The sequence below is a fragment of the Neisseria flavescens genome (assembly GCF_005221285.1).
In the GTDB taxonomy this organism is placed as follows: domain Bacteria; phylum Pseudomonadota; class Gammaproteobacteria; order Burkholderiales; family Neisseriaceae; genus Neisseria; species Neisseria flavescens.
Genome location: NZ_CP039886.1, coordinates 718545 through 739791, shown reverse-complemented (window position 1 = coordinate 739791; position 21247 = coordinate 718545). Strand labels below are relative to the sequence as shown.

At 47.8% G+C, this 21247-nt stretch carries 19 protein-coding genes; 11 read left to right on the top strand and 8 right to left on the bottom strand.

Features of this window, described 5'->3' with window-relative positions:
- Window positions 1-70: 70 nt before the first annotated feature.
- The 3 genes from FAH67_RS03820 to yfaE all read left to right on the top strand — a co-directional run bounded on the left by FAH67_RS03820 (window position 71) and on the right by yfaE (window position 2400).
- Window positions 71-748 carry a hypothetical protein gene (locus tag FAH67_RS03820; RefSeq protein WP_004464377.1) on the top strand — a complete coding sequence of 226 codons (678 nt, stop codon included), beginning with the start codon at window positions 71-73 and terminating at the stop codon, window positions 746-748.
- A gap of 113 nt (window positions 749-861) precedes the next feature.
- Complete coding sequence (nrdB, locus tag FAH67_RS03815) at window positions 862-1995, top strand: class Ia ribonucleoside-diphosphate reductase subunit beta (protein ID WP_039863698.1); 1134 nt, start codon at window positions 862-864, stop codon at window positions 1993-1995.
- A 105-nt stretch (window positions 1996-2100) separates the two neighbouring features.
- A complete protein-coding gene (yfaE, locus tag FAH67_RS03810; protein WP_039863699.1) occupies window positions 2101-2400 on the top strand; it encodes a class I ribonucleotide reductase maintenance protein YfaE in 300 nt (99 codons plus the stop codon).
- Between the two features lie 76 nt (window positions 2401-2476).
- Here yfaE and FAH67_RS03805 read toward each other — a convergent pair whose 3' ends face one another.
- The 7 genes from FAH67_RS03805 to gshA all read right to left on the bottom strand — a co-directional run bounded on the left by FAH67_RS03805 (window position 2477) and on the right by gshA (window position 11892).
- Window positions 2477-3046 (bottom strand): acetate uptake transporter, encoded by a 570-nt coding sequence (locus tag FAH67_RS03805; protein WP_004464382.1) that lies wholly within the window; start codon window positions 3044-3046, stop codon window positions 2477-2479.
- Between the two features lie 134 nt (window positions 3047-3180).
- Window positions 3181-3930: a type I 3-dehydroquinate dehydratase gene (gene aroD, locus FAH67_RS03800; protein ID WP_004464384.1), complete on the bottom strand. Its 750-nt coding sequence runs from the start codon at window positions 3928-3930 to the stop codon at window positions 3181-3183.
- Between the two features lie 27 nt (window positions 3931-3957).
- On the bottom strand, window positions 3958-5799 hold the full coding sequence (gene uvrC / locus FAH67_RS03795; protein WP_004464386.1) for an excinuclease ABC subunit UvrC: 1842 nt from the start codon (window positions 5797-5799) through the stop codon (window positions 3958-3960).
- Between the two features lie 64 nt (window positions 5800-5863).
- Window positions 5864-8635, bottom strand: coding sequence for a DNA gyrase subunit A (gene gyrA, locus FAH67_RS03790; protein WP_004464388.1), 2772 nt, complete (start codon window positions 8633-8635; stop codon window positions 5864-5866).
- A 128-nt stretch (window positions 8636-8763) separates the two neighbouring features.
- Window positions 8764-9246 (bottom strand): acyl-CoA thioesterase, encoded by a 483-nt coding sequence (locus tag FAH67_RS03785; RefSeq protein ID WP_039863702.1) that lies wholly within the window; start codon window positions 9244-9246, stop codon window positions 8764-8766.
- 114 nt (window positions 9247-9360) lie between these two features.
- Complete coding sequence (gene corA / locus FAH67_RS03780) at window positions 9361-10431, bottom strand: magnesium/cobalt transporter CorA (RefSeq protein WP_039863707.1); 1071 nt, start codon at window positions 10429-10431, stop codon at window positions 9361-9363.
- Between the two features lie 102 nt (window positions 10432-10533).
- The gene (gene gshA, locus FAH67_RS03775; protein ID WP_004464399.1) at window positions 10534-11892 is read right to left on the bottom strand and encodes a glutamate--cysteine ligase; all 1359 of its coding nucleotides are present in this window, start codon (window positions 11890-11892) and stop codon (window positions 10534-10536) included.
- Between the two features lie 255 nt (window positions 11893-12147).
- Between gshA and leuC the strand changes: the two genes are divergently transcribed.
- The 7 genes from leuC (at window position 12148) to leuB (ending at window position 18383) form a co-directional block, all read left to right on the top strand.
- The gene (gene leuC / locus FAH67_RS03770; RefSeq protein ID WP_004464401.1) at window positions 12148-13557 is read left to right on the top strand and encodes a 3-isopropylmalate dehydratase large subunit; all 1410 of its coding nucleotides are present in this window, start codon (window positions 12148-12150) and stop codon (window positions 13555-13557) included.
- 124 nt (window positions 13558-13681) lie between these two features.
- Complete coding sequence (locus FAH67_RS03765) at window positions 13682-13936, top strand: hypothetical protein (RefSeq protein WP_004464402.1); 255 nt, start codon at window positions 13682-13684, stop codon at window positions 13934-13936.
- Between the two features lie 103 nt (window positions 13937-14039).
- Window positions 14040-14405, top strand: coding sequence for a VOC family protein (locus FAH67_RS03760; RefSeq protein ID WP_004464405.1), 366 nt, complete (start codon window positions 14040-14042; stop codon window positions 14403-14405).
- A 45-nt stretch (window positions 14406-14450) separates the two neighbouring features.
- Window positions 14451-15092, top strand: coding sequence for a 3-isopropylmalate dehydratase small subunit (gene leuD, locus FAH67_RS03755; RefSeq protein ID WP_004464407.1), 642 nt, complete (start codon window positions 14451-14453; stop codon window positions 15090-15092).
- A 168-nt stretch (window positions 15093-15260) separates the two neighbouring features.
- Window positions 15261-16532: a DNA cytosine methyltransferase gene (locus FAH67_RS03750; protein ID WP_003750427.1), complete on the top strand. Its 1272-nt coding sequence runs from the start codon at window positions 15261-15263 to the stop codon at window positions 16530-16532.
- A 15-nt stretch (window positions 16533-16547) separates the two neighbouring features.
- Window positions 16548-17279, top strand: coding sequence for an NgoBV family restriction endonuclease (locus tag FAH67_RS03745; RefSeq protein ID WP_004464411.1), 732 nt, complete (start codon window positions 16548-16550; stop codon window positions 17277-17279).
- 33 nt (window positions 17280-17312) lie between these two features.
- Entirely contained in the window at window positions 17313-18383 is a 1071-nt protein-coding gene (leuB, locus tag FAH67_RS03740) for a 3-isopropylmalate dehydrogenase (protein WP_004464412.1), read from the top strand.
- A gap of 127 nt (window positions 18384-18510) precedes the next feature.
- Here leuB and FAH67_RS03735 read toward each other — a convergent pair whose 3' ends face one another.
- Window positions 18511-19920, bottom strand: a complete 1410-nt coding sequence (locus FAH67_RS03735) for a DEAD/DEAH box helicase (protein WP_112890743.1) — start codon at window positions 19918-19920, stop codon at window positions 18511-18513.
- Between the two features lie 337 nt (window positions 19921-20257).
- On the opposite strand from FAH67_RS03735, the gene FAH67_RS03730 reads away from it, so the two are divergent.
- Window positions 20258-21202, top strand: coding sequence for a class I SAM-dependent methyltransferase (locus FAH67_RS03730; protein WP_004464415.1), 945 nt, complete (start codon window positions 20258-20260; stop codon window positions 21200-21202).
- The last annotated feature ends 45 nt before the right edge of the window (window positions 21203-21247 follow it).

Here is a 21247-nt window from a genome sequence, read left to right as displayed (position 1 = left end):
TTTAAATAATTAATAAATTTTAAAGTTTAATTGGTAGCATGAAATAATATTATCAATAAGGATTTATAAAATGAATAAAATAAATTTGGCTTTATGTTTATTTTTCCTAACTGCTTGTGCCGCACCTAAATTTAACTATACAGGAAAAGCAGAAAATTTAAGTTGGCCTTCTATTGGTGAAACTAATACCGTAGGTATTGGTGAGAATATGTTGAATCAAGGTTATGCTTTACAGATGGATGCTCTATCCTTTGATTCTTTACAAAAAATTGCGGGAGGCGCATATAAGATTCCCCCTGGTGAATATGTAAAAACAGGTGAGGATGAAAATGCTGACTATTATCTAATTAGTAATACTAATGGAAGTCGTGTTATGGTAGGAATGTTAGCTGATCCTGTTATATCGATCATGAAAATTAAAAAAAATAATGAAATTTGTTTAATTACTGCTTTAAATTTAAAAAGCTGCTCAAAAAATATCCCAACAACTATTAAAAAGATTAATTCTACTAATGCAAATGGATTTCAACAAACTCTTTTATATAGTGGAAAAGTAGGAAATAGAATAAAACTTTCATATAGAGAATTCCAAAATAATATGGCACGTCAGGCATTTAGTAATGATGTTGAATATGATTTAAGTGAATCTCATCAAGTAGGATATAAAGGTGCATTACTAGAAATAATAAATGCAACAAATCAATCTGTCACATATAAGGTGATACGTAATTTCAACACTCCAAAATAACTATAAATATTATAAATTCTTTAGAAATTCTATTCTAGAAAATTATTGAATAAAAATTATAATATTTATTTTTTTAAGAAATGAAAGACACCATGTCCTGCGAACACCTAGTCATGTCATACAGCACTTTCTCCAAAACCAAAAACGACGCGCTGAAAGAGCCGATGTTTTTTGGTCAGCCGGTTAATGTTGCCCGTTATGACCAGCAGAAATACGAAGTATTTGAAAAACTGATCGAAAAACAATTGTCTTTCTTCTGGCGTCCGGAAGAAATCGACGTGTCGCGCGACCGTATCGACTACGCCAATCTGCCCGAACACGAAAAACATATTTTCATCAGCAATTTGAAATACCAAACCCTGCTCGATTCGATCCAAGGCCGCAGCCCGAATGTTGCTTTCTTGCCTTTGGTGTCCATTCCCGAGCTGGAAACTTGGATTGAAACGTGGAGCTTCAGCGAAACCATCCACTCGCGCAGCTACACTCATATCATCCGCAATATTGTGAATGATCCTTCAGTCGTGTTCGATGATATTGTGCAAAACAAATACATTATCGCCCGTGCTGAAGACATTGCCTGCTATTACGATGATTTGATTGAATACACTCAGTATTACAATCTGTTGGGCGAAGGTTCACACAATATCGGCGGCAAGCTCGTTACTGTATCTTTGCGCGAGTTGAAGAAAAAACTCTATCTCTGCCTGATGTGCGTCAATGTATTGGAAGCCATCCGCTTCTACGTTTCATTCGCCTGCTCTTTCGCCTTTGCCGAGCGCGAATTGATGGAAGGCAACGCTAAAATCATCAAGCTGATTGCCCGCGATGAAGCCCTGCACCTGACCAGCACCCAGCATATGCTCAACCTGATGCGCGCCGGTGCCGATGATCCTGAAATGGCTGAAATTGCGAATGAATTGCAGGACGAGTGTTTCAACCTCTTCAAAAAAGCAGCCGAGCAGGAAAAAGAATGGGCTGCCTATCTGTTTAAAGACGGTTCGATGATTGGCCTGAACAAGGAAATTCTGGCTCAATACGTTGAATACATTACTAATCTGCGTATGCAGGCGGTTGGTCTTCCTGCCGGATTTGAAGGCGCCACCCAAAACCCGATTCCGTGGATTAACGCGTGGCTGTCTTCTGACAATGTACAGGTTGCGCCGCAGGAAGTGGAAATTTCCTCTTACCTGATTGGTCAGATTGATTCGGAAGTCAATGCCGACGACTTGGGCGATTTCGAGCTGTAATCGAACATTCGGTTTTATGATCAAGGCCGTCTGAACGGTGTGGCAGAAATCTTTGATTTCGTCTTTACACCGTTTCAGACGGCCTTTCCAATCCAAACAAATCACATGGCACTCATCAGCACACACGACAAAACCTTCCAACTCCAACAAGGCGAAACCTTATTGGAGGGCTTGGAGCGCACCGGCCACGAGGTTGAATACCAATGTCGCAGCGGTTATTGCGGTTCATGCCGGGTTAAAATCTTGGATGGGAAAGTCTCTTATGATAATTTTCCGCTCGCTTTTGTCGCGCCCGGAGAAATTTTGCCGTGCTGCTGCCGGGTTATTGAAGACATCAAGCTTGATTGTCGGGAGCGCATCAAAGAGCCTGATTTATTTGATGTCGATTTATTTGAAGACAAATAAAAATGCCGTCTGAACATTCTGGCTGAAATCATTGATTTCATTTCCACCGTTCAGACGGCATTTTGTATGGTTAAGCTTATTTACGCTCGCCAACCGGCAAAACTGTCTTGCCGAAAGATTCGTTGATGACCTCTGCCGCTGCCAAGTAGAACGCACCAAGTGCAGTTACCAAGCCTAAGCAACCGCCGATATGGACGATGCTGTGGTTTTGCATACCATCGCCAATACCCAGTGCAAAGAAAGTCAGTGTCAAGCAAAAGAAAATACCGCTCAATACTTTAGGCTTGGTCAAGGTAGCCACAAACATCATCAGCGAAAACATACCCCATGCGCAGAGATACCAACCGATAAATGCCGGGGCTGTTTCACCTTTGAAAAAGATGGTAAACAAAGCCCATGTCCACCAGAATGCACCATAGCTGATAAAAGCGGTAAAGCCAAACGTATTGCCTTTCTTGAACTCAAACATACCGGCAATAACTTGGGCGATACCACCAAAGGCGAGAGCCATGCCCAAAACTAAGCCGATACCCTCTTGAGCAGTAAAAAAGCCGCCGTTAATCAGACTGAGCAACCAAGTTGTCAATGCAAAGCCGCACAGGCCTACTGGACCTGGATTTGCCAGGTTTTCTTTAGTAGTAGTCATTTTATTTCTCCTCTAGTTATTAAAATAGGAAGCCTATTGTTACCTATTTTATTTAGAATTGAAAGAAAAAAATGATAAAAAATCAGTCCATTTGAAAAATATCTTTCAAATGGACTTAAATATTAATAATTGAATTATCCTAAAATAGCCAGGATTTTCCTCAATTCATTGGCATCAATTTGACCGGGAGCTGACGTTTTTCCTGCTGCACCAAAGGTTACGGCTGAGCCGAAAGCCGAGCCGGCCAGACGACTGATCGCACCGATTTTATTCATAGACATAGTAATAATCGGGCAGTTTATACTTTGTGAAACATCATATGTTGCCTGCAATAAAGTTAATACATCTTGCGGAGATTGCGGCATCACGGCAATTTTACAGATATCCGCGCCCCACTCGGCCATTGTTTTCAGACGGCCTGTAATGTCTGCCAAAGACGGCGTGGCTTGGAAATCGTGATTACAAAGCAAGGCGGCAGTTTGATACTCATGCGCCAAAGCAATGGTTTGTTTTACACCGCCTTCCTCGGCAAAAAGCTCGATGTCGATCATATCAGCCTGCTTAGAACGGATGACTTTTTCCAATAATTCAAAATAATAGTCTTCCGAACAAGGCGTATTACCTCCCTCTTGCACCCTTCTAAACGTAAACAGTAAAGGCTTATCAGGAAAAGCCTGTCGGACAATGCTTAATTGCTCGGCAATAAAATCGGCATCAAGCGCAGCTTGAAAAAAATCTGCACGAAATTCAATAATGTCAAAAGCCGTCTCTTTCAATACGCGTAAAGCCTGCTCCAATTCCTGCGTGTTGGCGGCCACCAGCGGCACGGCAATTTTAGGCAGGTCTTTGCCGATCTCGATATTTTTGATGATGACAGGTTTCATATTGTTCCTTTTTGCTGTTCAAGCCAATCAGTGCAGATGCTCGTAAATGGTTTCCGCCAATGCTTTACTGATGCCTTCCACTTTTTCCAAGTCTTCGCGGCTGGCGGCAATCACGCCGCGCAGTCCGCCGAATCGGGTAAGCAATGCTTGGCGGCGTTTGCTGCCGATACCGGGGATTTCGCTGAGTGAGGAAGTAACGCGTGCTTTGTCGCGTTTTTTGCGATGGCCTGTAATCGCAAAGCGGTGCGATTCATCGCGTACGGTTTGCAATAAATGCAAGGCCGGGCTGTTGGGTGGCAGGCGGAAGACTTCGCCGGTAAAAGGCAGTATAAGTTCTTCCATACCGGCTTTGCGCTCAGGGCCTTTGGCGATACCGACCAAGGGGATGTGCAGCCCGAGTTCTTCCCATACCGATACGGCTACGCCGATTTGCCCTTTGCCACCGTCAATCAACACGACATCCGGCCATTTGACGCTTTCGCCGTTGGCCTCGGCTTCCAGCATTTTGCCGTAACGGCGCGTTAGGACTTCGCGCATAGCGGCGTAGTCGTCGCCGGGTTTGGCGGTGGTGATGTTGTAGCGGCGGTATTGCGAAGGCTGGATGTTTTGCTCATCGTACACAACGCAGGACGCAATAGTGGCCTCGCCTTGTGTGTGGCTGATATCGAAACATTCAAGGCGGTTGAGGCCGTCTGAATCCATGCCGAGGATTTTTGCCAGTTCATCAATACGGTGTTGCTGGCTACTTTGTTGCAGGCGGCGTTGTGCAATCGCCATTTGTGCGTTTTGTTCCGCCATTTTCAACCAGACTTTGCGTTCGCCTATGGTTTTGGTGACAAATTGCATCTGCTTGCCGTGTTCGCCTTCCAAAGCCTCTTTCAGCGCATCGGGAACGGAAAAGTTGCTAATAATGATGTCGGGTTTGCTTTTGCCCAAATAATGTTGGGCGACGAAGGCTTCGGCGTAATCTTGTCCGTTTGGATCGGGATCGTTTTTGGTGTCGGGGAAAAAGCTTTTGTCGCCGACGTGTCGTCCGCCGCGGATGCTGACCCAGTGTACGCAGACCAGGTCGTCTGAAACCGCCAGCGCGAGCAAATCGATATCGTTGGGATTGTTCGGATTTTTGCTGTCGATAAACTGATTACTCTGCATGATGCCGAGTGCTTGGATTTGATCGCGGTAACGGGCTGCTTCCTCAAATTGCAGATTGGCGGCGGCGGTTTGCATTTTGTGTTGCAAGGTACGCGTCAGTTCGTCGGTTTTGCCATTGAGGAAAGTTGCTGCTTCACGCACGCTGTCGCGATAATCTTCTTCGCTGATGTGGCCTACACAAGGCGCGGTGCAGCGTTTGATTTGGTAAAGCAGACAAGGACGGTCGCGGTGCTCGAATACACTGTCTTCGCAGGTACGCAGCATAAAGACTTTTTGCAACACTTGAATACTGTCGCGCACGGCGTTGCTGTTGGGATACGGGCCGAAATATTGATTTGGCTTTTTCAGCGTGCCGCGGTAATACGCCATTTGCGGATATTGATGGCCACTGAGCATCAAATAAGGATAGCTTTTGTCATCGCGGAAAAGAATATTGTATTTCGGCGATAAGGCTTTGATGAAGTTGTTTTCGAGAATCAGTGCTTCGGCTTCGGAACGCGTGATGGTGGTTTCGATATGATGCACCTGTTTTACCATCAATGCGATGCGCGGCGAATGGTCGTTTTTTTGGAAATAGCTGGAAACGCGCCGCTTGAGATTGACCGCTTTGCCGACATACAAAACATTATTGTCTTCGTCAAAAAAACGGTACACGCCCGGCAGATTGGGTAGATTTTTCAGAAAAAGAGGTAAATCGAACGGTTCGGTTGCGCTCACGGGATTTTCTTTTGGAATAAGCAGGCCGTCTGAAAACTTTTCAGACGGCCTTTTTCATTGACGTTTAAGATTCTTGAGACAGGGTATCTTCAGCTTCTACTACTTGGTTTTCAGCTGCATCGCTTTCCAAAGCGGCTTCATCTTCAGCCTCTTCGGCCACTCGTTCCAAGCTGACCAAGGTTTCGCCTTCATCCAGATTAATTAGGCGGACACCTGCGGCAGCACGGCCGGTTTCACGGATTTGCTCAACTTTGGTACGAATCAGGACACCGCCGCTGGTAATCAGCATCAGGTCGTCGGTTTCGCTGACCAAAGTCGCGGCAACCAAATCGCCGTTGCGCTCGCCGGTATTAATGGCGATATTACCTTGGCCGCCTTTGTTTTTACGGCTGTAATCGGCAATCGGGGTGCGTTTGCCATAGCCGTTGGCGGTAGCGGTCAATACTTGCAAATCGCTTTGCTCAGCTTCAGGGGCGAAGGTAATCAAGCTGACAATCTTGCCATCAGCCGGCAGGCGCATACCGCGCAAACCGCCGCTGCCGCGACCGGACGGACGGACACCGTGTTTGCCGCTTGGCAATGCATTTTCGGCATTTTCATCATCCAGGCCGTCTGAATCTTCATTTTCGGTTTCAATATCTGCATCTTCTGCTTCATCGTTACCGGATTTTTCCCAATATTCGTTAAAGCGGATGGCTTTGCCCAAGTTGGAGAACAACATAATGTCGTCCGCACCGCCGGTTTGCGCTGCGCCGACCAAGTAATCACCTTCTTTAAGCGTAATGGCTTTGATGCCTTGGCTGCGGACGTTTTTAAACGCAGACAGCTGGACTTTTTTCACCATGCCTTGTGCAGTGGCGAAGAAGACGTATTGGTCTTCCGGGAACTCGCGGACGGCCAAGATGGCGCTGACTTTTTCGCCCTCTTCCAATTGGATAACGTTGTTAATCGGACGACCTCGGCTGTTGCGGCCGCCTTCCGGCAGTTTGTACACTTTAATCCAATGGCACTTGCCCAAATTGGTGAAGCACATCAAATAATCATGCGTGTTGGCAACAAACAGGGTTTCGATGAAGTCTTCGTCTTTGGTTGCCGCTGCCTGCTTGCCGCGACCGCCGCGACGTTGCGCCTGATAATCGGTAGTCGGCTGGGTTTTGATGTAGCCGCCATGAGTCAGGGTAACGACCATTTCGCGTTGCGGAATCAGGTCTTCATCGGCGATATCACCGCCAAACGGATTGATTTCGCTGCGGCGTTCATCGCCGAAGTTGGCTTTAATGTCTGCCAATTCTTCGCGGATAATTTGGGTAACGCGCTCAGGTTTGGAAAGAATATCCACGAAATCAATGATTTTGCTCATCAGATTTTTATATTCGCCGACAATTTCTTCCTGATCGAGGCCGGTCAGGTTGCGCAGGCTCATGCGTAAAATGGCATCGGCTTGCAATTCGCTCAGATAATAGCCTTGGCTGTGCAGGCCCAAATTCTCTGGCAAGCCTTCAGGGCGCATCATATGCAAATCTAAATCCGTACGGCTGAGCATGTCTTCAACCAAGCTGCTACGCCATGGGCGGGACAGCAGTTTTTCTTTGGCTTCCGGCGCATTGGCAGATTCTTTAATCAGACGGATGATTTCGTCGATATTGGACAAGGCAACTGCTTTACCTTCGGCAATATGGCCTTCATGACGCGCTTTTTTCAGGCGGAATAAAGTACGACGGGTAACGACTTCGCGACGGTGGCGCAGGAACTCGGACAGGATTTGTTTCAGGTTCAGCAAGCGCGGCTGACCGTCAACCAAAGCCACCATGTTGATACCGAAGCTGTCTTGCAGCTGGGTCATTTTGTAGAGTTGGTTTAAAACGACTTCGGCATTTTCATTGCGTTTCAATTCGATCACAACACGCATACCGGATTTATCGGACTCGTCGCGCAGATCTGATATGCCTTCCAACGTTTTTTCGCGTACCAACTCACCGATTTTCTCAACCAGCTTGGCTTTGTTGACTTGATATGGGATTTCATCAATAACGATGGCTTCGCGTTCGCCGTTTTTGCCGATAGGCTCGATATGGGTTGTACCGCGCATCACCACGCGGCCACGGCCGGTTTTATAGCCTTCGCGCACGCCGCTTAAGCCGTAAATAGTTGCGCCGGTTGGGAAATCGGGCGCTTGGATAATATTGATCAGCTCGTCGATTTCAGTTTCAGGATCGTCCAACAAACGCAGGCAGGCATTGATGGTATCGCCTAAATTGTGCGGCGGGATATTGGTTGCCATACCGACGGCAATACCGGACGAACCATTGACTAACAGCGCAGGGAAACGGGTTGGCAATACCAGCGGCTCATGTTCGCTGCCGTCATAGTTGGGACCGAAATTAACGGTTTCTTCTTCAATATCCGCCAGCATTTCATGGGAAATTTTTTCCATGCGGATTTCGGTATAACGCATGGCTGCTGCGGCCAAGCCGTCGACAGAACCGAAGTTGCCCTGACCGTCAATCAGCACATAACGCATGGAGAAGTCTTGCGCCATGCGGACGATGGTGTCGTAAACGGCTGTATCGCCGTGGGGGTGGTATTTACCGATAACGTCGCCGACGATACGCGCCGATTTTTTATAGGCGGAATTCCAGTTGTTTTTCAACTCGTGCATCGCGTATAACACGCGGCGGTGTACCGGCTTGAGACCGTCGCGGACATCCGGCAGGGCTCGTCCCACAATCACGCTCATGGCGTAATCGAGGTAGCTCTTGCGCATTTCGTCTTCAAGGCTGACAGGCAGGGTTTCAAGTGCAAATTTATGGTCGTTGCGGATGGTTGCGTCGGTCATGATTATCTGTAATTTCGTATGGCAAAAATCTTGTTGATTCTACCACAAAACAAGCGGTTTATGGCTTTTGCGTGAAGGCCGTCTGAAACAGGATTTCAGACGGCCTTCGTTATTTAATAAAATTCAATTTAGTTGCAGCTAGAATTTTCGTTCGCAGCCTGCAAACTCAACTCTTTGCGCTTTTTAGCCTTTTCATAACGGCAGCGTTGGCGCGGTGTATTGATTTCCAAGGGCGGTACAGGAACCGGCTTACCGTCCTTAACGGCAACCATGGTGAAGTAGCAGCTGTTGGTATGACGCACTTCGCCGGTGTGGATGTTTTGCGCCTCTACGCGGATGCCGACTTCCATAGAAGTACGGCCGGTGTAGTTGATACTGGCATAAAAGGTTACCAGTTCGCCGACATGAATAGGCTCTTTAAACAATACTTTATCAACAGACAGAGTAACGCAATAAGTACCGCTGTAACGGCAGGCGCAGGAATATGCTACTTGGTCAAGCAGGCGCAAAAGATCGCCACCGTGAACATTGCCGCTGAAGTTTGCCGTATAAGGCATCATCAGCTCGGACATGATCAGTTCATGGGAAGGGAGTTGGCGTTCTGGTTTCATAGTTTATTATCCTTTTGATATTTATTTTTAAATTGTCTGAAAACTTCATACTGCACGTGTGCAAAATCATTCTACCGTTTTTCATCGTTGAATTTCAACTCTTTGCCTACCCGTTTACAGCCATTTTCTACGTGAAAAGAAAATCAGCAGTCCGATGATGATGCACAGCATCACACCCAAAACCATAAAATAGCCGTAATGCCAATGCAGCTCGGGCATATTGTCGAAGTTCATGCCGTAGATGCCGGTGATGACGGTCAGCGGCATAAAGATGATGGTGATAACCGTCAACACGCGCATTTGCCGGTTCATGCGGTTGGATTGGAAGGAAAGATAAATGTCCATCATGCTCAACACCATATCACGCGAGGCATCAAGCGACTCGATAAGCTGCATATTGTGGTCGTACACGTCGCGTAGATAAACAGTCGATTCGCCTTTGAAAATAGCAAAATCGCCGCGTACGGCCAGTTGGTAGAACACATCGCGCAATGGTAAAAGCGTACGCCGCAGACGGACGGCATCGCGCTTGAGGCGGTGAATCTTACTGAGAATATCGCTGTTTTCATTTTTAAACAGGGACTTGTCTATTGCTTCAACACGGTTGTTGTACGACTCCAAAACGATGAAATAGTCGTCCACAATGCGGTCAAGCAGGCAATAAGCAAGAAACGCTGTATTTTTGTTCAAAATATTGTGCGGGTTTTCGTGCATCTGCCGGCGGAGATGGCTGAACAAGCCCAACGGTTTTTGCTGGAAAGACAACACAAAATCTTTGCCGATAATCACATACACTTGATCGGAATGGAGCTTGCCTGTGGAGGTATAGTGGTAAACCTGTGCGGCAGTAAAAACATAGCTGCCGTAGTCTTCGATTTTTGGACGCTGCTTGCGGCTGAGAATATCTTCAATAACCAGCTCATGGATGCCGTACGGCTCAAGCGCGTGTTTGAGCAAGGCAACATCATTGATGCCGACAAAATGCAGCCAGTTGATTTGGCCTTCTTGCGGATGGGTAATATCAGGCAAGTTTTTTCCGGCAAGATAATCATGCTGAATAAAGGTATCGGCGGAATACAAGGTTTGATGAATGGCAGAGCGCGGCGCATTGTCGGTATTGCTGCGCTGCATGGCTTGGTCTTGCAGATTGTCGGTTGTCTCAACTGGATTGGCTGATTTGCTCATAAAAATAAATCATGCTTTTTTAGTTAGAATGAATTGTACAGACAGAAAAGGCCGTCTGAAAACTAATTTTCAGACGGCCTGACAATATTGATCAACGCTTTATTAGGCTTGAGGTGCGGTTTTCTCCAACTCCAATGCAGCGGCAAGCAAGGACAGGCGCGCCATTACGCCGTAAACATAGAGGCGGTTGTGTTCGTTGTCCACGTCACAGTCTTTTTCAGAGCGCGGCATACCGAGTGAGTCCCATTGTTCGAATACGCGTTTGCAGGCTTCAGGAGCTTCTTGGGAATTATCGCCATTGCCGGTAGGAATGCTGTTGGACAGCGGAACAAACACCATACCGCCGGCGTTGAGGTTTTCGTCTGCACCACGACCTTCGTGTACACGGAAGAAGCCGCCGATAACGAAACGGTCCATCATATAAACGACAGGTTCGCACACGGCGCCGTTCATGGTTTCGTAGGTATAAATACCTTCTTGAACAATGACTTCGCTAACTTCCAAACCTTCTTTGACTTTCGCCATTTTATTGCGGTTTTTACGGTTCAAGCCGCGCACTTCATCCGCAGATTTAACGCTCATCACGCCCATGCCGTAAGTACCTGCATCGGCTTTCACAATAACGAAAGGCTGGTCGGTAATACCCAATTCGTCGTATTTGGCTTGGATTTTCGCCAATACGCGATCTACCGCGCCTGCCAACGCATCCTCGCCTTCACGCTCTTGGAAATCCAAACCGCTGATTTTTTCAAAATAAGGGTTAATTTGCCATTCGTCGATGTCAATCAACTTGGCAAAGTCGGCGGCGACTTGATTATATGCGCTGAAATGTTCTGTTTTGCGGCGCGTCGTCCAACCACCATGCAGCGGAGGCAATACGGTTTGACTGATGTCTTTAAGGATTTCAGGAATGCCTGCAGACAAGTCGTTATTTAACAAAACAACGCAAGGCGAGAAACCGTCTGCAAGATGTACACGCTCACGGGTGCGCAATAAAGGCTCAAGCAAAATTTTGTCGCCTAATGCGGTTTCAAACTCGGTCGGCTCGGTAACTTCCGGATTCAGACTGCCCAAGCGTACTTCATATCCTGCAGAACGCAAAATCTCACTGAGGGCGTAAACGTTTTGCAGGTAAAACGTATTGCGCGTGTGGTTTTCGGGAATAATCAATACGGATTTTGCCGTTTCGCAGGCACGCTGTACCGCATCTTGCGCCGCAACCGCCGCCAGCGGGATAAAGTTGGGATTCAAATTATTGAAGCCGCCCGGAAACAAATTCATATCGATAGACGAAATTTTGTAACCGGCGTTACGGATGTCGACCGAACCATAAAACGGCGGACGGTGAACATTCCACTGCGAACGGAACCATGCTTCGATTTTGGCGTGGTTACACAAGATTTTCGCTTCAAACGCCTGAAGTTGAGCCAAATGCTCGGACGATATAACCGGTAATTTCATCTTTCCTCTGCCTGACGTGGTTTTAACAAGGTACAAATAATAATGCCTTTAAAAGAATCCCGACAAGTATTCTTTCATATCAAATTATTCTTTGAATATAACCATTCTCTCAAATAGACAATATGTCTAATTTTTATCTATAAATTGTTTTCAATTTTCTATTTCTTCAAAAATTAGACAAATTTTGTTGCATGGCGTGTAAAATCCGTCTAGAATCTTCATCCTACATTACTACCCACATAAAAGAACAACATCATGACAGCACAAACCCTCTACGACAAACTCTGGAACAGCCACGTCGTCCGCGAAGAAGAAGACGGCACTGTCCTGCTTTACATCGACCGCCACCTGGTTCACGAAGTAACCAGCCCGCAAGCATTTGAAGGCTTGAAAATGGCCGGCCGCAAACTCTGGCGTATCGACAGCGTGGTCTCCACCGCCGACCACAACACCCCGACCGGCGATTGGGACAAAGGCATCCAAGACCCGATTTCCAAGCTGCAAGTCGATACTTTGGACAAAAATATCAAAGAGTTCGGCGCACTCGCCTACTTCCCGTTTATGGATAAAGGTCAGGGCATCGTACACGTTATGGGCCCGGAACAAGGCGCTACCCTGCCCGGCATGACCGTTGTCTGCGGTGACTCGCACACTTCTACCCACGGCGCATTCGGCGCATTGGCTCACGGTATCGGCACTTCCGAAGTCGAACACACCATGGCGACCCAGTGCATTACCGCGAAAAAATCCAAATCCATGCTGATTGCCGTTGAAGGCCGTCTGAAACCCGGCGTCACCGCCAAAGACGTGGCACTTTACATCATCGGCCAAATCGGTACGGCAGGCGGCACGGGCTACGCCATCGAGTTTGGCGGCGAAGCCATTCGCAGCCTTTCTATGGAAGGCCGCATGACCCTGTGCAATATGGCGATTGAAGCCGGTGCGCGCTCAGGCATGGTTGCCGTCGACCAAACCACCATCGACTATGTCAAAGGCAAACCTTTCGCACCTAAAGGCGAAGCGTGGGACAAAGCCGTCGAATACTGGCGCACGCTGGTGTCTGACGAAGGCGCGGTTTTTGACAAAGAATACCGTTTCAAAGCCGAAGACATCGAACCGCAAGTTACTTGGGGCACGTCGCCCGAAATGGTTTTAAACATCGGCGGCAAAGTGCCGAACCCTGCCGAAGAAGCCGATCCGGTCAAACGCAGCGGTATGGAGCGCGCACTCGAATATATGGGCTTGGAAGCCGGTACGCCATTAAATGAAATCCCTGTCGACATCGTATTCATCGGTTCTTGCACCAACAGCCGCATCGAAGACTTGCGCGAAGCCGCCGCCATCGCCAAAGGCCGTAAAAAAGCCGGCAACGTACAGCGCGTGTTGATCGTCCCCGGCTCCGGCTTGGTTAAAGAACAAGCCGAAAAAGAAGGCTTGGACAAAATTTTCATCGAAGCCGGCTTTGAATGGCGCGAACCGGGCTGCTCTATGTGCCTCGCCATGAACGCCGACCGCCTGACTCCGGGACAACGCTGCGCCTCCACTTCCAACCGTAACTTTGAAGGCCGTCAAGGCAACGGCGGACGCACCCACCTCGTCAGCCCCGCTATGGCAGCCGCCGCCGCCGTTACCGGACACTTTACCGACATACGCACGATGGCTTAAAGTATTTTCAGACGGCCTTTATTCATCAGGCCGTCTGAAACAACACCTTACACAAGTAAGTTTTCCTATTGCGAAAAACGTCCGAAAAACTTCTCAATCATTGATAACTTGAAAGGAAACTAGTATGAAAAAACTGTTTGCATTGGCTGCCGCAGCCCTCATCCTGTCAGCTTGTTCCAGCACTTGGTCTGGCGCAAAAGACGATGCCAACCGCAATTGGGACAAAACCAAAGAGACTGCCGAGCGCGTAGCCGATAAAACCAAAGAAACCGCTGAACACGTTGCCGACAAAACCGGCGAAGCCGTTAAAAAAGGCGGCAATGCCGTAGGCCGCGGCATGAGCCATGTTGGAGAAAAAATCGAAGCCGCTACCGAATAATTCGGTAAATCAGGCCGTCTGAAGCTCCTGACTCCGTTTCAGACGGCCTGACACCTTATTACTTGTTCAGACATTTTCACGATTCCAAGCAAAGGGAGAAACAATGAGTAATCCGTCAAGCTGGTTTGGTATTCACGCTCATGATTTGGATCGCGCCAAAGCCTTTTACGAATCCGTATTCGGCAAGCCCCTGCAAGACGTTGGCAGCAACGGATTCCGTTTCATCATTTTCCCAGCCGATTACACCCAACACGGTACGGCCGGCATGATTTGGCACGACAGCAATGCCCAACCCGGTCACGGCGGTACAACTATTTTCTTCAATTGCCCGGATTGTGCCGAAACAGCAGAAAAAGCCGTTGCAACAGGCGGCAAACTGTTACAAGAAAAATTCCGCATTGCCAACGGCTTTGCAGCATTTATCGAAGACACAGAAGGCAACCGAATCGGTTTGTACAGCACACGCTGACCCGAATAGCCATAAAATTTCCCATTATTACTATAAGAATCTGACATGAAAGCCTTTACCAAAATTACCGCCATCGTCGCCCCGCTCGACCGCAGCAACGTCGATACCGACGCCATCATCCCCAAACAATTTCTGAAATCCATCAAACGCAGCGGCTTCGGCCCCAATGCCTTTGATGAATGGCGTTACCTCGACCACGGCGAACCGGGCATGGACAACAGCAAACGCCCGTTGAATCCGGATTTCTCCCTGAACCAGCCGCGTTACCAAGGCGCGCAAATCCTGTTGACGCGTAAAAACTTCGGTTGCGGCTCTTCACGCGAACACGCCCCTTGGGCATTGGACGACTACGGCTTCCGCGCCGTCATCGCCCCCAGCTTCGCCGACATCTTCTTTAACAACTGCTACAAAAACGGCCTTTTACCTATCGTGTTGACCGAAGAACAGGTTGACCGGCTTTTCAAAGAAGTTGAAGCCAACGAAGGCTATCAGCTCTCCATCGACCTTGCCGAACAAACCCTGACCACCCCTGGCGGCGAAACATTCGCATTCGACATTACCGAACACCGCAAACACTGCCTCTTAAACGGCTTGGACGAAATCGGTCTGACCCTGCAACACGCTGACGAAATTCACACTTTTGAAGAAAAACGCCGCCAAAGCCAGCCTTGGCTGTTTAACGGTTAAACCTATGCCGTCTGAAGACCGTTCAGACGGCATTCCTGATAACATATAATTGCTGCAACTAATGTAAACAGAGGGGCGATAAATTGCTTTCATCTTTCAAGCGGGCTTAGCAACGCTCTAAATTAATGCAATACAGCTCTATTTCAAATAAATTTTTAGATTTTTAATATGCAACAGATTAAATTTATTGACTTATTTTCCGGGATGAGCGGTATCAGGAAAGGATTTGAACAAGCCTGTCGGAAACAGTCGGTTGCTTGCGAATGTGTTTTTACCTCAGAAATCAAACCGGCAGCTTTGGAAGTATTGAAGCAAAACTATCCTGATGAAGTGCCGTATGGAGATATAACGAAAATTGAAACGGGAGATATTCCCGATTTTGACATCCTGTTGGCAGGCTTCCCTTGCCAGGCTTTTTCTTTCGCCGGAAAAAGATTGGGCTTTGAAGATACGCGGGGAACGCTTTTCTTTGATGTAGCAAGGATTTTAAAGGCAAAAAAACCAAAAGGTTTTATTTTGGAAAATGTGGAAGGATTGGTAACGCACGATAGAAAAGATCCGACACAAAAAATAGGGCGCACCCTGACCGTTATTTTGGAAACCTTGGAAGCATTGGGTTACTATGTTTCTTGGAAAGTTTTAAATGCAAAAGATTTCGGCATTCCCCAAAACAGGAAGCGCATTTATCTGACAGGCAGTTTGAAATCCAAACCCGACTTATCTTTTGAAACAACTCTAAGTCCGAAATTAAAAAATATTTTGGAATCGGGACTGCCTACCGAAAGCAGTCCTTTCATCAAAAAATTGCTAAAAAAATTTCCCCCGTCCGAACTGTACGGAAAATCAGTAAAGGACAAACGGGGAGGGAAAAACAATATCCACAGTTGGGATATTGAATTAAAAGGCACAGTAACCGAAGAAGAGAAGCAATTATTAAATATGCTTCTAAAAGAACGGAGGAAGAAAAAATGGGCTTCAGAAATCGGCATCGATTGGATGGATGGGATGCCTTTGACAAAAGCGCAAATTTCAACTTTCTATAAACACCCCAATCTTCAAAATATTTTGGACAGCCTGACAGATAAAGGCTATTTGGTTTTGGAGCATCCGAAACAAAAAATTGGCGGGCGAAGAATCAAAGATGAATCCCTGCCCAAAGGCTACAATATTGTTTCAGGAAAAAAATCATTTGAAATCAATAAAATATTAGACCCAAATGATGTTGCGCCAACCTTAGTTGCAATGGATATGGAGCACCTTTTCGTCGTTGACAACGGCGGTTTGCGCACACTTACCGGAAAAGAAGGTTTACGCTTATTCGGCTATCCGGACGATTATTCGTTTGATATTCCTAAAAAAGACAAATACGATTTATTGGGCAATACCGTTGCCGTTCCTGTGATTAAGGCGGTATCTGAAAGGCTTCTGCATACTTTATAAACCGATAGGGATAAAATGGTAAAACTTACTGCACAACAAATATTTGATAAGTTGCTGAATGAGGAAAAAATCTTATCGGCTAATGGTCAAATTAGATTTTTCTTGGGCGATGTGGATATTATCGTCAAACAAAAAGATGTCGTCGGCAACATCATTCAGGAATGGCTCGGCGGATGGTTGAGAAAAAGGGAAATTGAATTTGATGTTTCAACCAATACCCAAATGCCCCCCGATTTCTTTTTAAATAAAAAAGACCGCAGTAGAGAATTGTTGGAAGTAAAGGCGTTCAACCGAAATGCCGGCCCGGGTTTTGATATTGCAGATTTTAAAATGTATTCTGATGAAATCATTCATAAACCCTATATGCTGGATGTAGATTATTTAATATTCGGTTACGATATGGACGACAACGGCAATGTAACCATCAAGGATTTATGGCTTAAAAAAGTATGGCAAATTACCAGAAGTATGGATGGGTGGGCAATTAATCTTCAAGTCAAAAAAGGCGTGGTGCATAAAATCCGCCCAGGTGTTTGGTACAGCATCAATAAAAAGAATATGCCTATGTTTGAATGCTTGGAAGATTTTGTTTCCGCAATTGAAGAAACCGTTTATCAAAACCCGGCAACACGGCATAACGCATCCTTATGGAAAAAGAAATTTGAGGAAGCCTATAAAAAACACTACAACCGATCGATTTCCATACCCCGTTGGCACGAAATTGCACACAAATACAAAAAGAAATAACCCTTCAACCATCAACCCATAAGGAAACTTGAAATGACCAAACATATCGCCATCCTCCGAGGTGACGGCATCGGTCCCGAAATCGTCGCCGAAACCGTCCGCGTACTCGACAAACTTATCGCCCAAGGCTTGGATGCCGGCTACGAATACGCCCCATTGGGCGGCGAAGCCTATGACGAATACGGCCATCCTTATCCCGAATTTACGCAAAACCTCTGCCGCAAAGCCGATGCCGTCCTGCTTGGTGCAGTCGGTTCTCCTCAATACGACAACCTCGACCGTCCGTTGCGCCCTGAGCGCGGCCTGTTGGCAATCCGTAAGGATTTGAACCTGTTTGCCAATTTGCGTCCTGCCGTTTTATATCCCGAATTAGCCAACGCCTCCACGCTGAAGCCTGAAATCGTTGCCGGTTTGGATATTTTGATTGTGCGCGAACTCACCGGCGACATCTATTTCGGCGAACCGCGCGGCATCCGCGTTCTGGAAAACGGCGAACGCGAAGGCTACAACACCATGAAATACAGCGAAAGCGAAATCCGCCGCATCGCCCACGTCGCTTTCCAATCCGCCCAAAAACGCAGCAAAAAAGTCTGTTCCGTAGGCAAAGCCAACGTTTTGGAAACCACCGAACTGTGGCGCGAAATCTTTGAAGAAATCGGCAAACAATATCCCGATGTCGAGCTTTCCCATATGTATGTGGACAACGCCGCCATGCAGCTCGTGCGCGCGCCCAAACAGTTTGACGTGATTGCCACCGGCAACATCTTCGGCGATATCCTCTCCGACGAAGCCTCCATGCTGACCGGCTCCATCGGTATGCTGCCTTCCGCCTCGCTGGACGAAAACGGCAAAGGACTGTACGAACCGTCTCACGGCTCCGCCCCCGACATTGCCGGACAAAACAAAGCCAACCCGCTGGCCACCATCCTCTCGCTTGCCATGCTGCTGCGTTACAGCCTGAACGACGAAGCCCGCGCGCAACAAGTTGAAAACGCCGTACAAAAAGTGCTGCAACAAGGCTTGCGTACCGGCGATATTTACGAAGAAGGCACGAAACTCGTTTCCTGCTCCGAAATGGGCGATGCCGTATTGGCTGCTTTGTAAGAGGCCGTCTGAAAAAAAGCGTGGGACCAATCCCACGCTTTTTTATATGCGAAAACTTGAAACCATAAAAAAGGGCGTGTCTTCACACGCCCTTATGTCTTTTCAGACGGCCCTCAGATTGAAAAAATCAACCTCTTTTGTGTTTGCCGCCAAAGCTGTCGTTAGACTTGCGCTTGCCTTTAAAGCCTTCGCCGCCTTTTTTGAAACCGTCAGCCTTTTTGAAACCGTCTTTCTTAAAGCCGTCTTTTTTGAAACCGTCTTTTTTATGACCTTCGCCGCGTGAATTTCCGCCGAAGCCTTCTTTGCCCGGTTTCTTATCGCCGCGCCGGCCGCCGGATTTCCTATCGCCCCAGCCGCCTTTGCCTTTTGGCTTGCCGCCTGCGGATTTGCGTTTGCGGGTCGGTTCCATGCCTTCGATGGTCAGTTCGGGCAGTTTGCGGTTAATGTATTTTTCGATTTTGTGGACTTTGACGTATTCGTTCACTTCGGCAAACGTAATCGCAATACCGGTACGGCCTGCGCGGCCGGTACGGCCGATGCGGTGAACGTAGTCTTCCGCCTGTTTCGGCAGGTCGTAGTTGATAACGTGGGTAATGGTCGGTACGTCGATACCGCGTGCGGCAACGTCGGTGGCAACCAAAATTTTGCAGCGGCCTTTGCGCAAATCCATTAGCGTGCGGTTGCGCCAGCCTTGCGGCATATCGCCGTGCAGGCAGTTGGCGGCAAAACCTTTTTCGTACAATTCATCCGCAATGACTTCGGTCATGGCTTTGGTGGACGTGAAAATCACGCATTGGTCGATGTTGGCATCGCGCAGGATGTGGTCGAGCAGGCGGTTTTTGTGGCGCATATCGTCGCAGTACAGCAGCTGCTCTTCGATTTTGCCTTGGTCGTCCACGCGTTCGACTTCGATGACTTCAGGGTCTTTGGTCAGTTTGCGCGCCAGTTTGCCGACCGCGCCGTCCCAAGTGGCGGAGAATAATAAAGTCTGACGGTCGGCCGGGGTGGCTTCGACGATAGTTTCGATGTCGTCGATAAAGCCCATGTCCAACATGCGGTCGGCTTCGTCCAGAATCAGCACTTCCAAACGTTCAAAATCAACTTTGCCGCTTTGCATCAAGTCCATCAGACGGCCCGGCGTGGCGACAATCAGGTCGACAGGTTTGCTCAGGGCACGGGTTTGGTAGCCGAAAGATGCGCCGCCGACGATGCTGACGGTGCGGAACCAGCGCATATTTTTAGCATACGCCAGCGCGTTTTTCTCGACTTGCGCCGCCAATTCGCGGGTCGGCGTCAACACCAACGCGCGCGGGCCTTTGCCCGGTTTTTCGCTGCGTTTGGTCAGCCGCTGCAAAGTCGGCAGCAGGAAGGCGGCGGTTTTGCCGGAGCCGGTTTGCGCCGAAGCCATAATGTCGCGGCCTTCCAAAGCAAACGGAATGGCTTGCGCCTGAATCGGGGTCGGGCTTTCGTAACCCTCGCTGCTCACAGCGGACAAAATGTTTTTATCAAGGTTCAAATCGGCAAATTTAATAGACATAGCTATCCTAAAGAGACAACAACGCGCACGTCTGAACGGTTTTCAGACGACCTGAAGCAAAGGAAAGTAACGATACGGAAAATGTGAAGTTACAGGGTTGTCGCAAGCATCTTGCTTGTGGTTAACATCGACGACAACCTGCACAGAAAGGCTTGGCAAATATGCAAGCAATAAAAGAAACGCGCCCGAAACGGCGGTTTAGGTTGGAAGACGATGGCTTCGTATAAAAAAGCGAACGACGGATAATATAGATTTTATAGACAACGGTCAAGAAAAAAAGCATCAAGTGCGTTAAAATCCAAACCCTTCCCAATACTCATTCAGGCCGTCTGAAACCATGACCGACATCACACCCTTCGCCAACCGCATGGGCAAAAACATCAAACACCTCATGAAATGGGCGAAACGCAACGGCATCGAAGCCTGGCGCATTTACGACCGCGACATCCCCCAATTCCCCTTTGCCGTCGATGTTTACGGCGACCAAATCCATCTTCAGGAATACGATACCGGCTGGCTGATGCAGCCCGAAGAATACGAAGCATGGCTTGCCGATGTATTGGAAGCCATCGGTTTTGTAACCGGTTTTGCGCCCGAACAAATCCACCTCAAACGCCGAGAACGTCAAAAAGGTTTGCAGCAATACGAGAAAACCGGCAAAACCGGCGACGATTTCGTCATCACTGAAAACGGCCGCATGTTTTTGGTTAACCTCGACAAATACCTTGACACCGGCCTTTTCCTCGACCACCGCAACACGCGCAAAAAAGTCGGCGAAACCGCAGCGGGCAAACGCTTCCTCAACCTGTTTTCCTACACAGGCAGCTTTACCGTCTATGCCGCAACCGGCGGCGCAGCGTCCAGCGAAACCGTCGATTTATCCAACACTTATCTCGAGTGGGCAAAACGCAATTTCGAACTCAACGGCATCAACCCCGAACAACACAAAATCGTCCGCGCCGATGTGTTCCAATACCTACAAAATGCCGCTGGCGAAGGCAAAAAGTTTGACCTGATCGTCATGGATCCGCCCAGCTTTTCCAACAGCAAAAAGATGCTCGACATCCTCGACATCCAGCGCGACCATAAAAAGCTAATTGACGGCGCAATGAGCCTGCTCGCTTCAGACGGCATTCTGTATTTCTCCAACAATCTGCGCAGCTTTATGTTGGACAATTCGGTATCGGAACAATACGCAGTCAAAGACATTTCCAAACAGTCCGTTCCTGACGATTTCCGCAATAAAAAAATCCATCAATGCTGGGAAATCAAGCATAAATAAGTAAGTATCAGGCCGTCTGAAATCCAGTTTTCAGACGGCCTGATT

What these genes read in the sequence shown, in the direction of transcription:
- FAH67_RS03820 (WP_004464377.1), top strand. Translation starts at nt 71, where the DNA reads ATGAATAAAATAAATTTGGCTTTATGTTTATTTTTCCTAACTGCTTGT.
- nrdB (WP_039863698.1), top strand. Translation starts at nt 862, where the DNA reads ATGTCATACAGCACTTTCTCCAAAACCAAAAACGACGCGCTGAAAGAG.
- yfaE (WP_039863699.1), top strand. Translation starts at nt 2,101, where the DNA reads ATGGCACTCATCAGCACACACGACAAAACCTTCCAACTCCAACAAGGC.
- FAH67_RS03805 (WP_004464382.1), bottom strand. Translation starts at nt 3,046, where the DNA reads ATGACTACTACTAAAGAAAACCTGGCAAATCCAGGTCCAGTAGGCCTG.
- aroD (WP_004464384.1), bottom strand. Translation starts at nt 3,930, where the DNA reads ATGAAACCTGTCATCATCAAAAATATCGAGATCGGCAAAGACCTGCCT.
- gyrA (WP_004464388.1), bottom strand. Translation starts at nt 8,635, where the DNA reads ATGACCGACGCAACCATCCGCAACGACCATAAATTTGCACTTGAAACC.
- FAH67_RS03785 (WP_039863702.1), bottom strand. Translation starts at nt 9,246, where the DNA reads ATGAAACCAGAACGCCAACTCCCTTCCCATGAACTGATCATGTCCGAG.
- corA (WP_039863707.1), bottom strand. Translation starts at nt 10,431, where the DNA reads ATGAGCAAATCAGCCAATCCAGTTGAGACAACCGACAATCTGCAAGAC.
- gshA (WP_004464399.1), bottom strand. Translation starts at nt 11,892, where the DNA reads ATGAAATTACCGGTTATATCGTCCGAGCATTTGGCTCAACTTCAGGCG.
- leuC (WP_004464401.1), top strand. Translation starts at nt 12,148, where the DNA reads ATGACAGCACAAACCCTCTACGACAAACTCTGGAACAGCCACGTCGTC.
- FAH67_RS03765 (WP_004464402.1), top strand. Translation starts at nt 13,682, where the DNA reads ATGAAAAAACTGTTTGCATTGGCTGCCGCAGCCCTCATCCTGTCAGCT.
- FAH67_RS03760 (WP_004464405.1), top strand. Translation starts at nt 14,040, where the DNA reads ATGAGTAATCCGTCAAGCTGGTTTGGTATTCACGCTCATGATTTGGAT.
- leuD (WP_004464407.1), top strand. Translation starts at nt 14,451, where the DNA reads ATGAAAGCCTTTACCAAAATTACCGCCATCGTCGCCCCGCTCGACCGC.
- FAH67_RS03750 (WP_003750427.1), top strand. Translation starts at nt 15,261, where the DNA reads ATGCAACAGATTAAATTTATTGACTTATTTTCCGGGATGAGCGGTATC.
- FAH67_RS03745 (WP_004464411.1), top strand. Translation starts at nt 16,548, where the DNA reads ATGGTAAAACTTACTGCACAACAAATATTTGATAAGTTGCTGAATGAG.
- leuB (WP_004464412.1), top strand. Translation starts at nt 17,313, where the DNA reads ATGACCAAACATATCGCCATCCTCCGAGGTGACGGCATCGGTCCCGAA.
- FAH67_RS03735 (WP_112890743.1), bottom strand. Translation starts at nt 19,920, where the DNA reads ATGTCTATTAAATTTGCCGATTTGAACCTTGATAAAAACATTTTGTCC.
- FAH67_RS03730 (WP_004464415.1), top strand. Translation starts at nt 20,258, where the DNA reads ATGACCGACATCACACCCTTCGCCAACCGCATGGGCAAAAACATCAAA.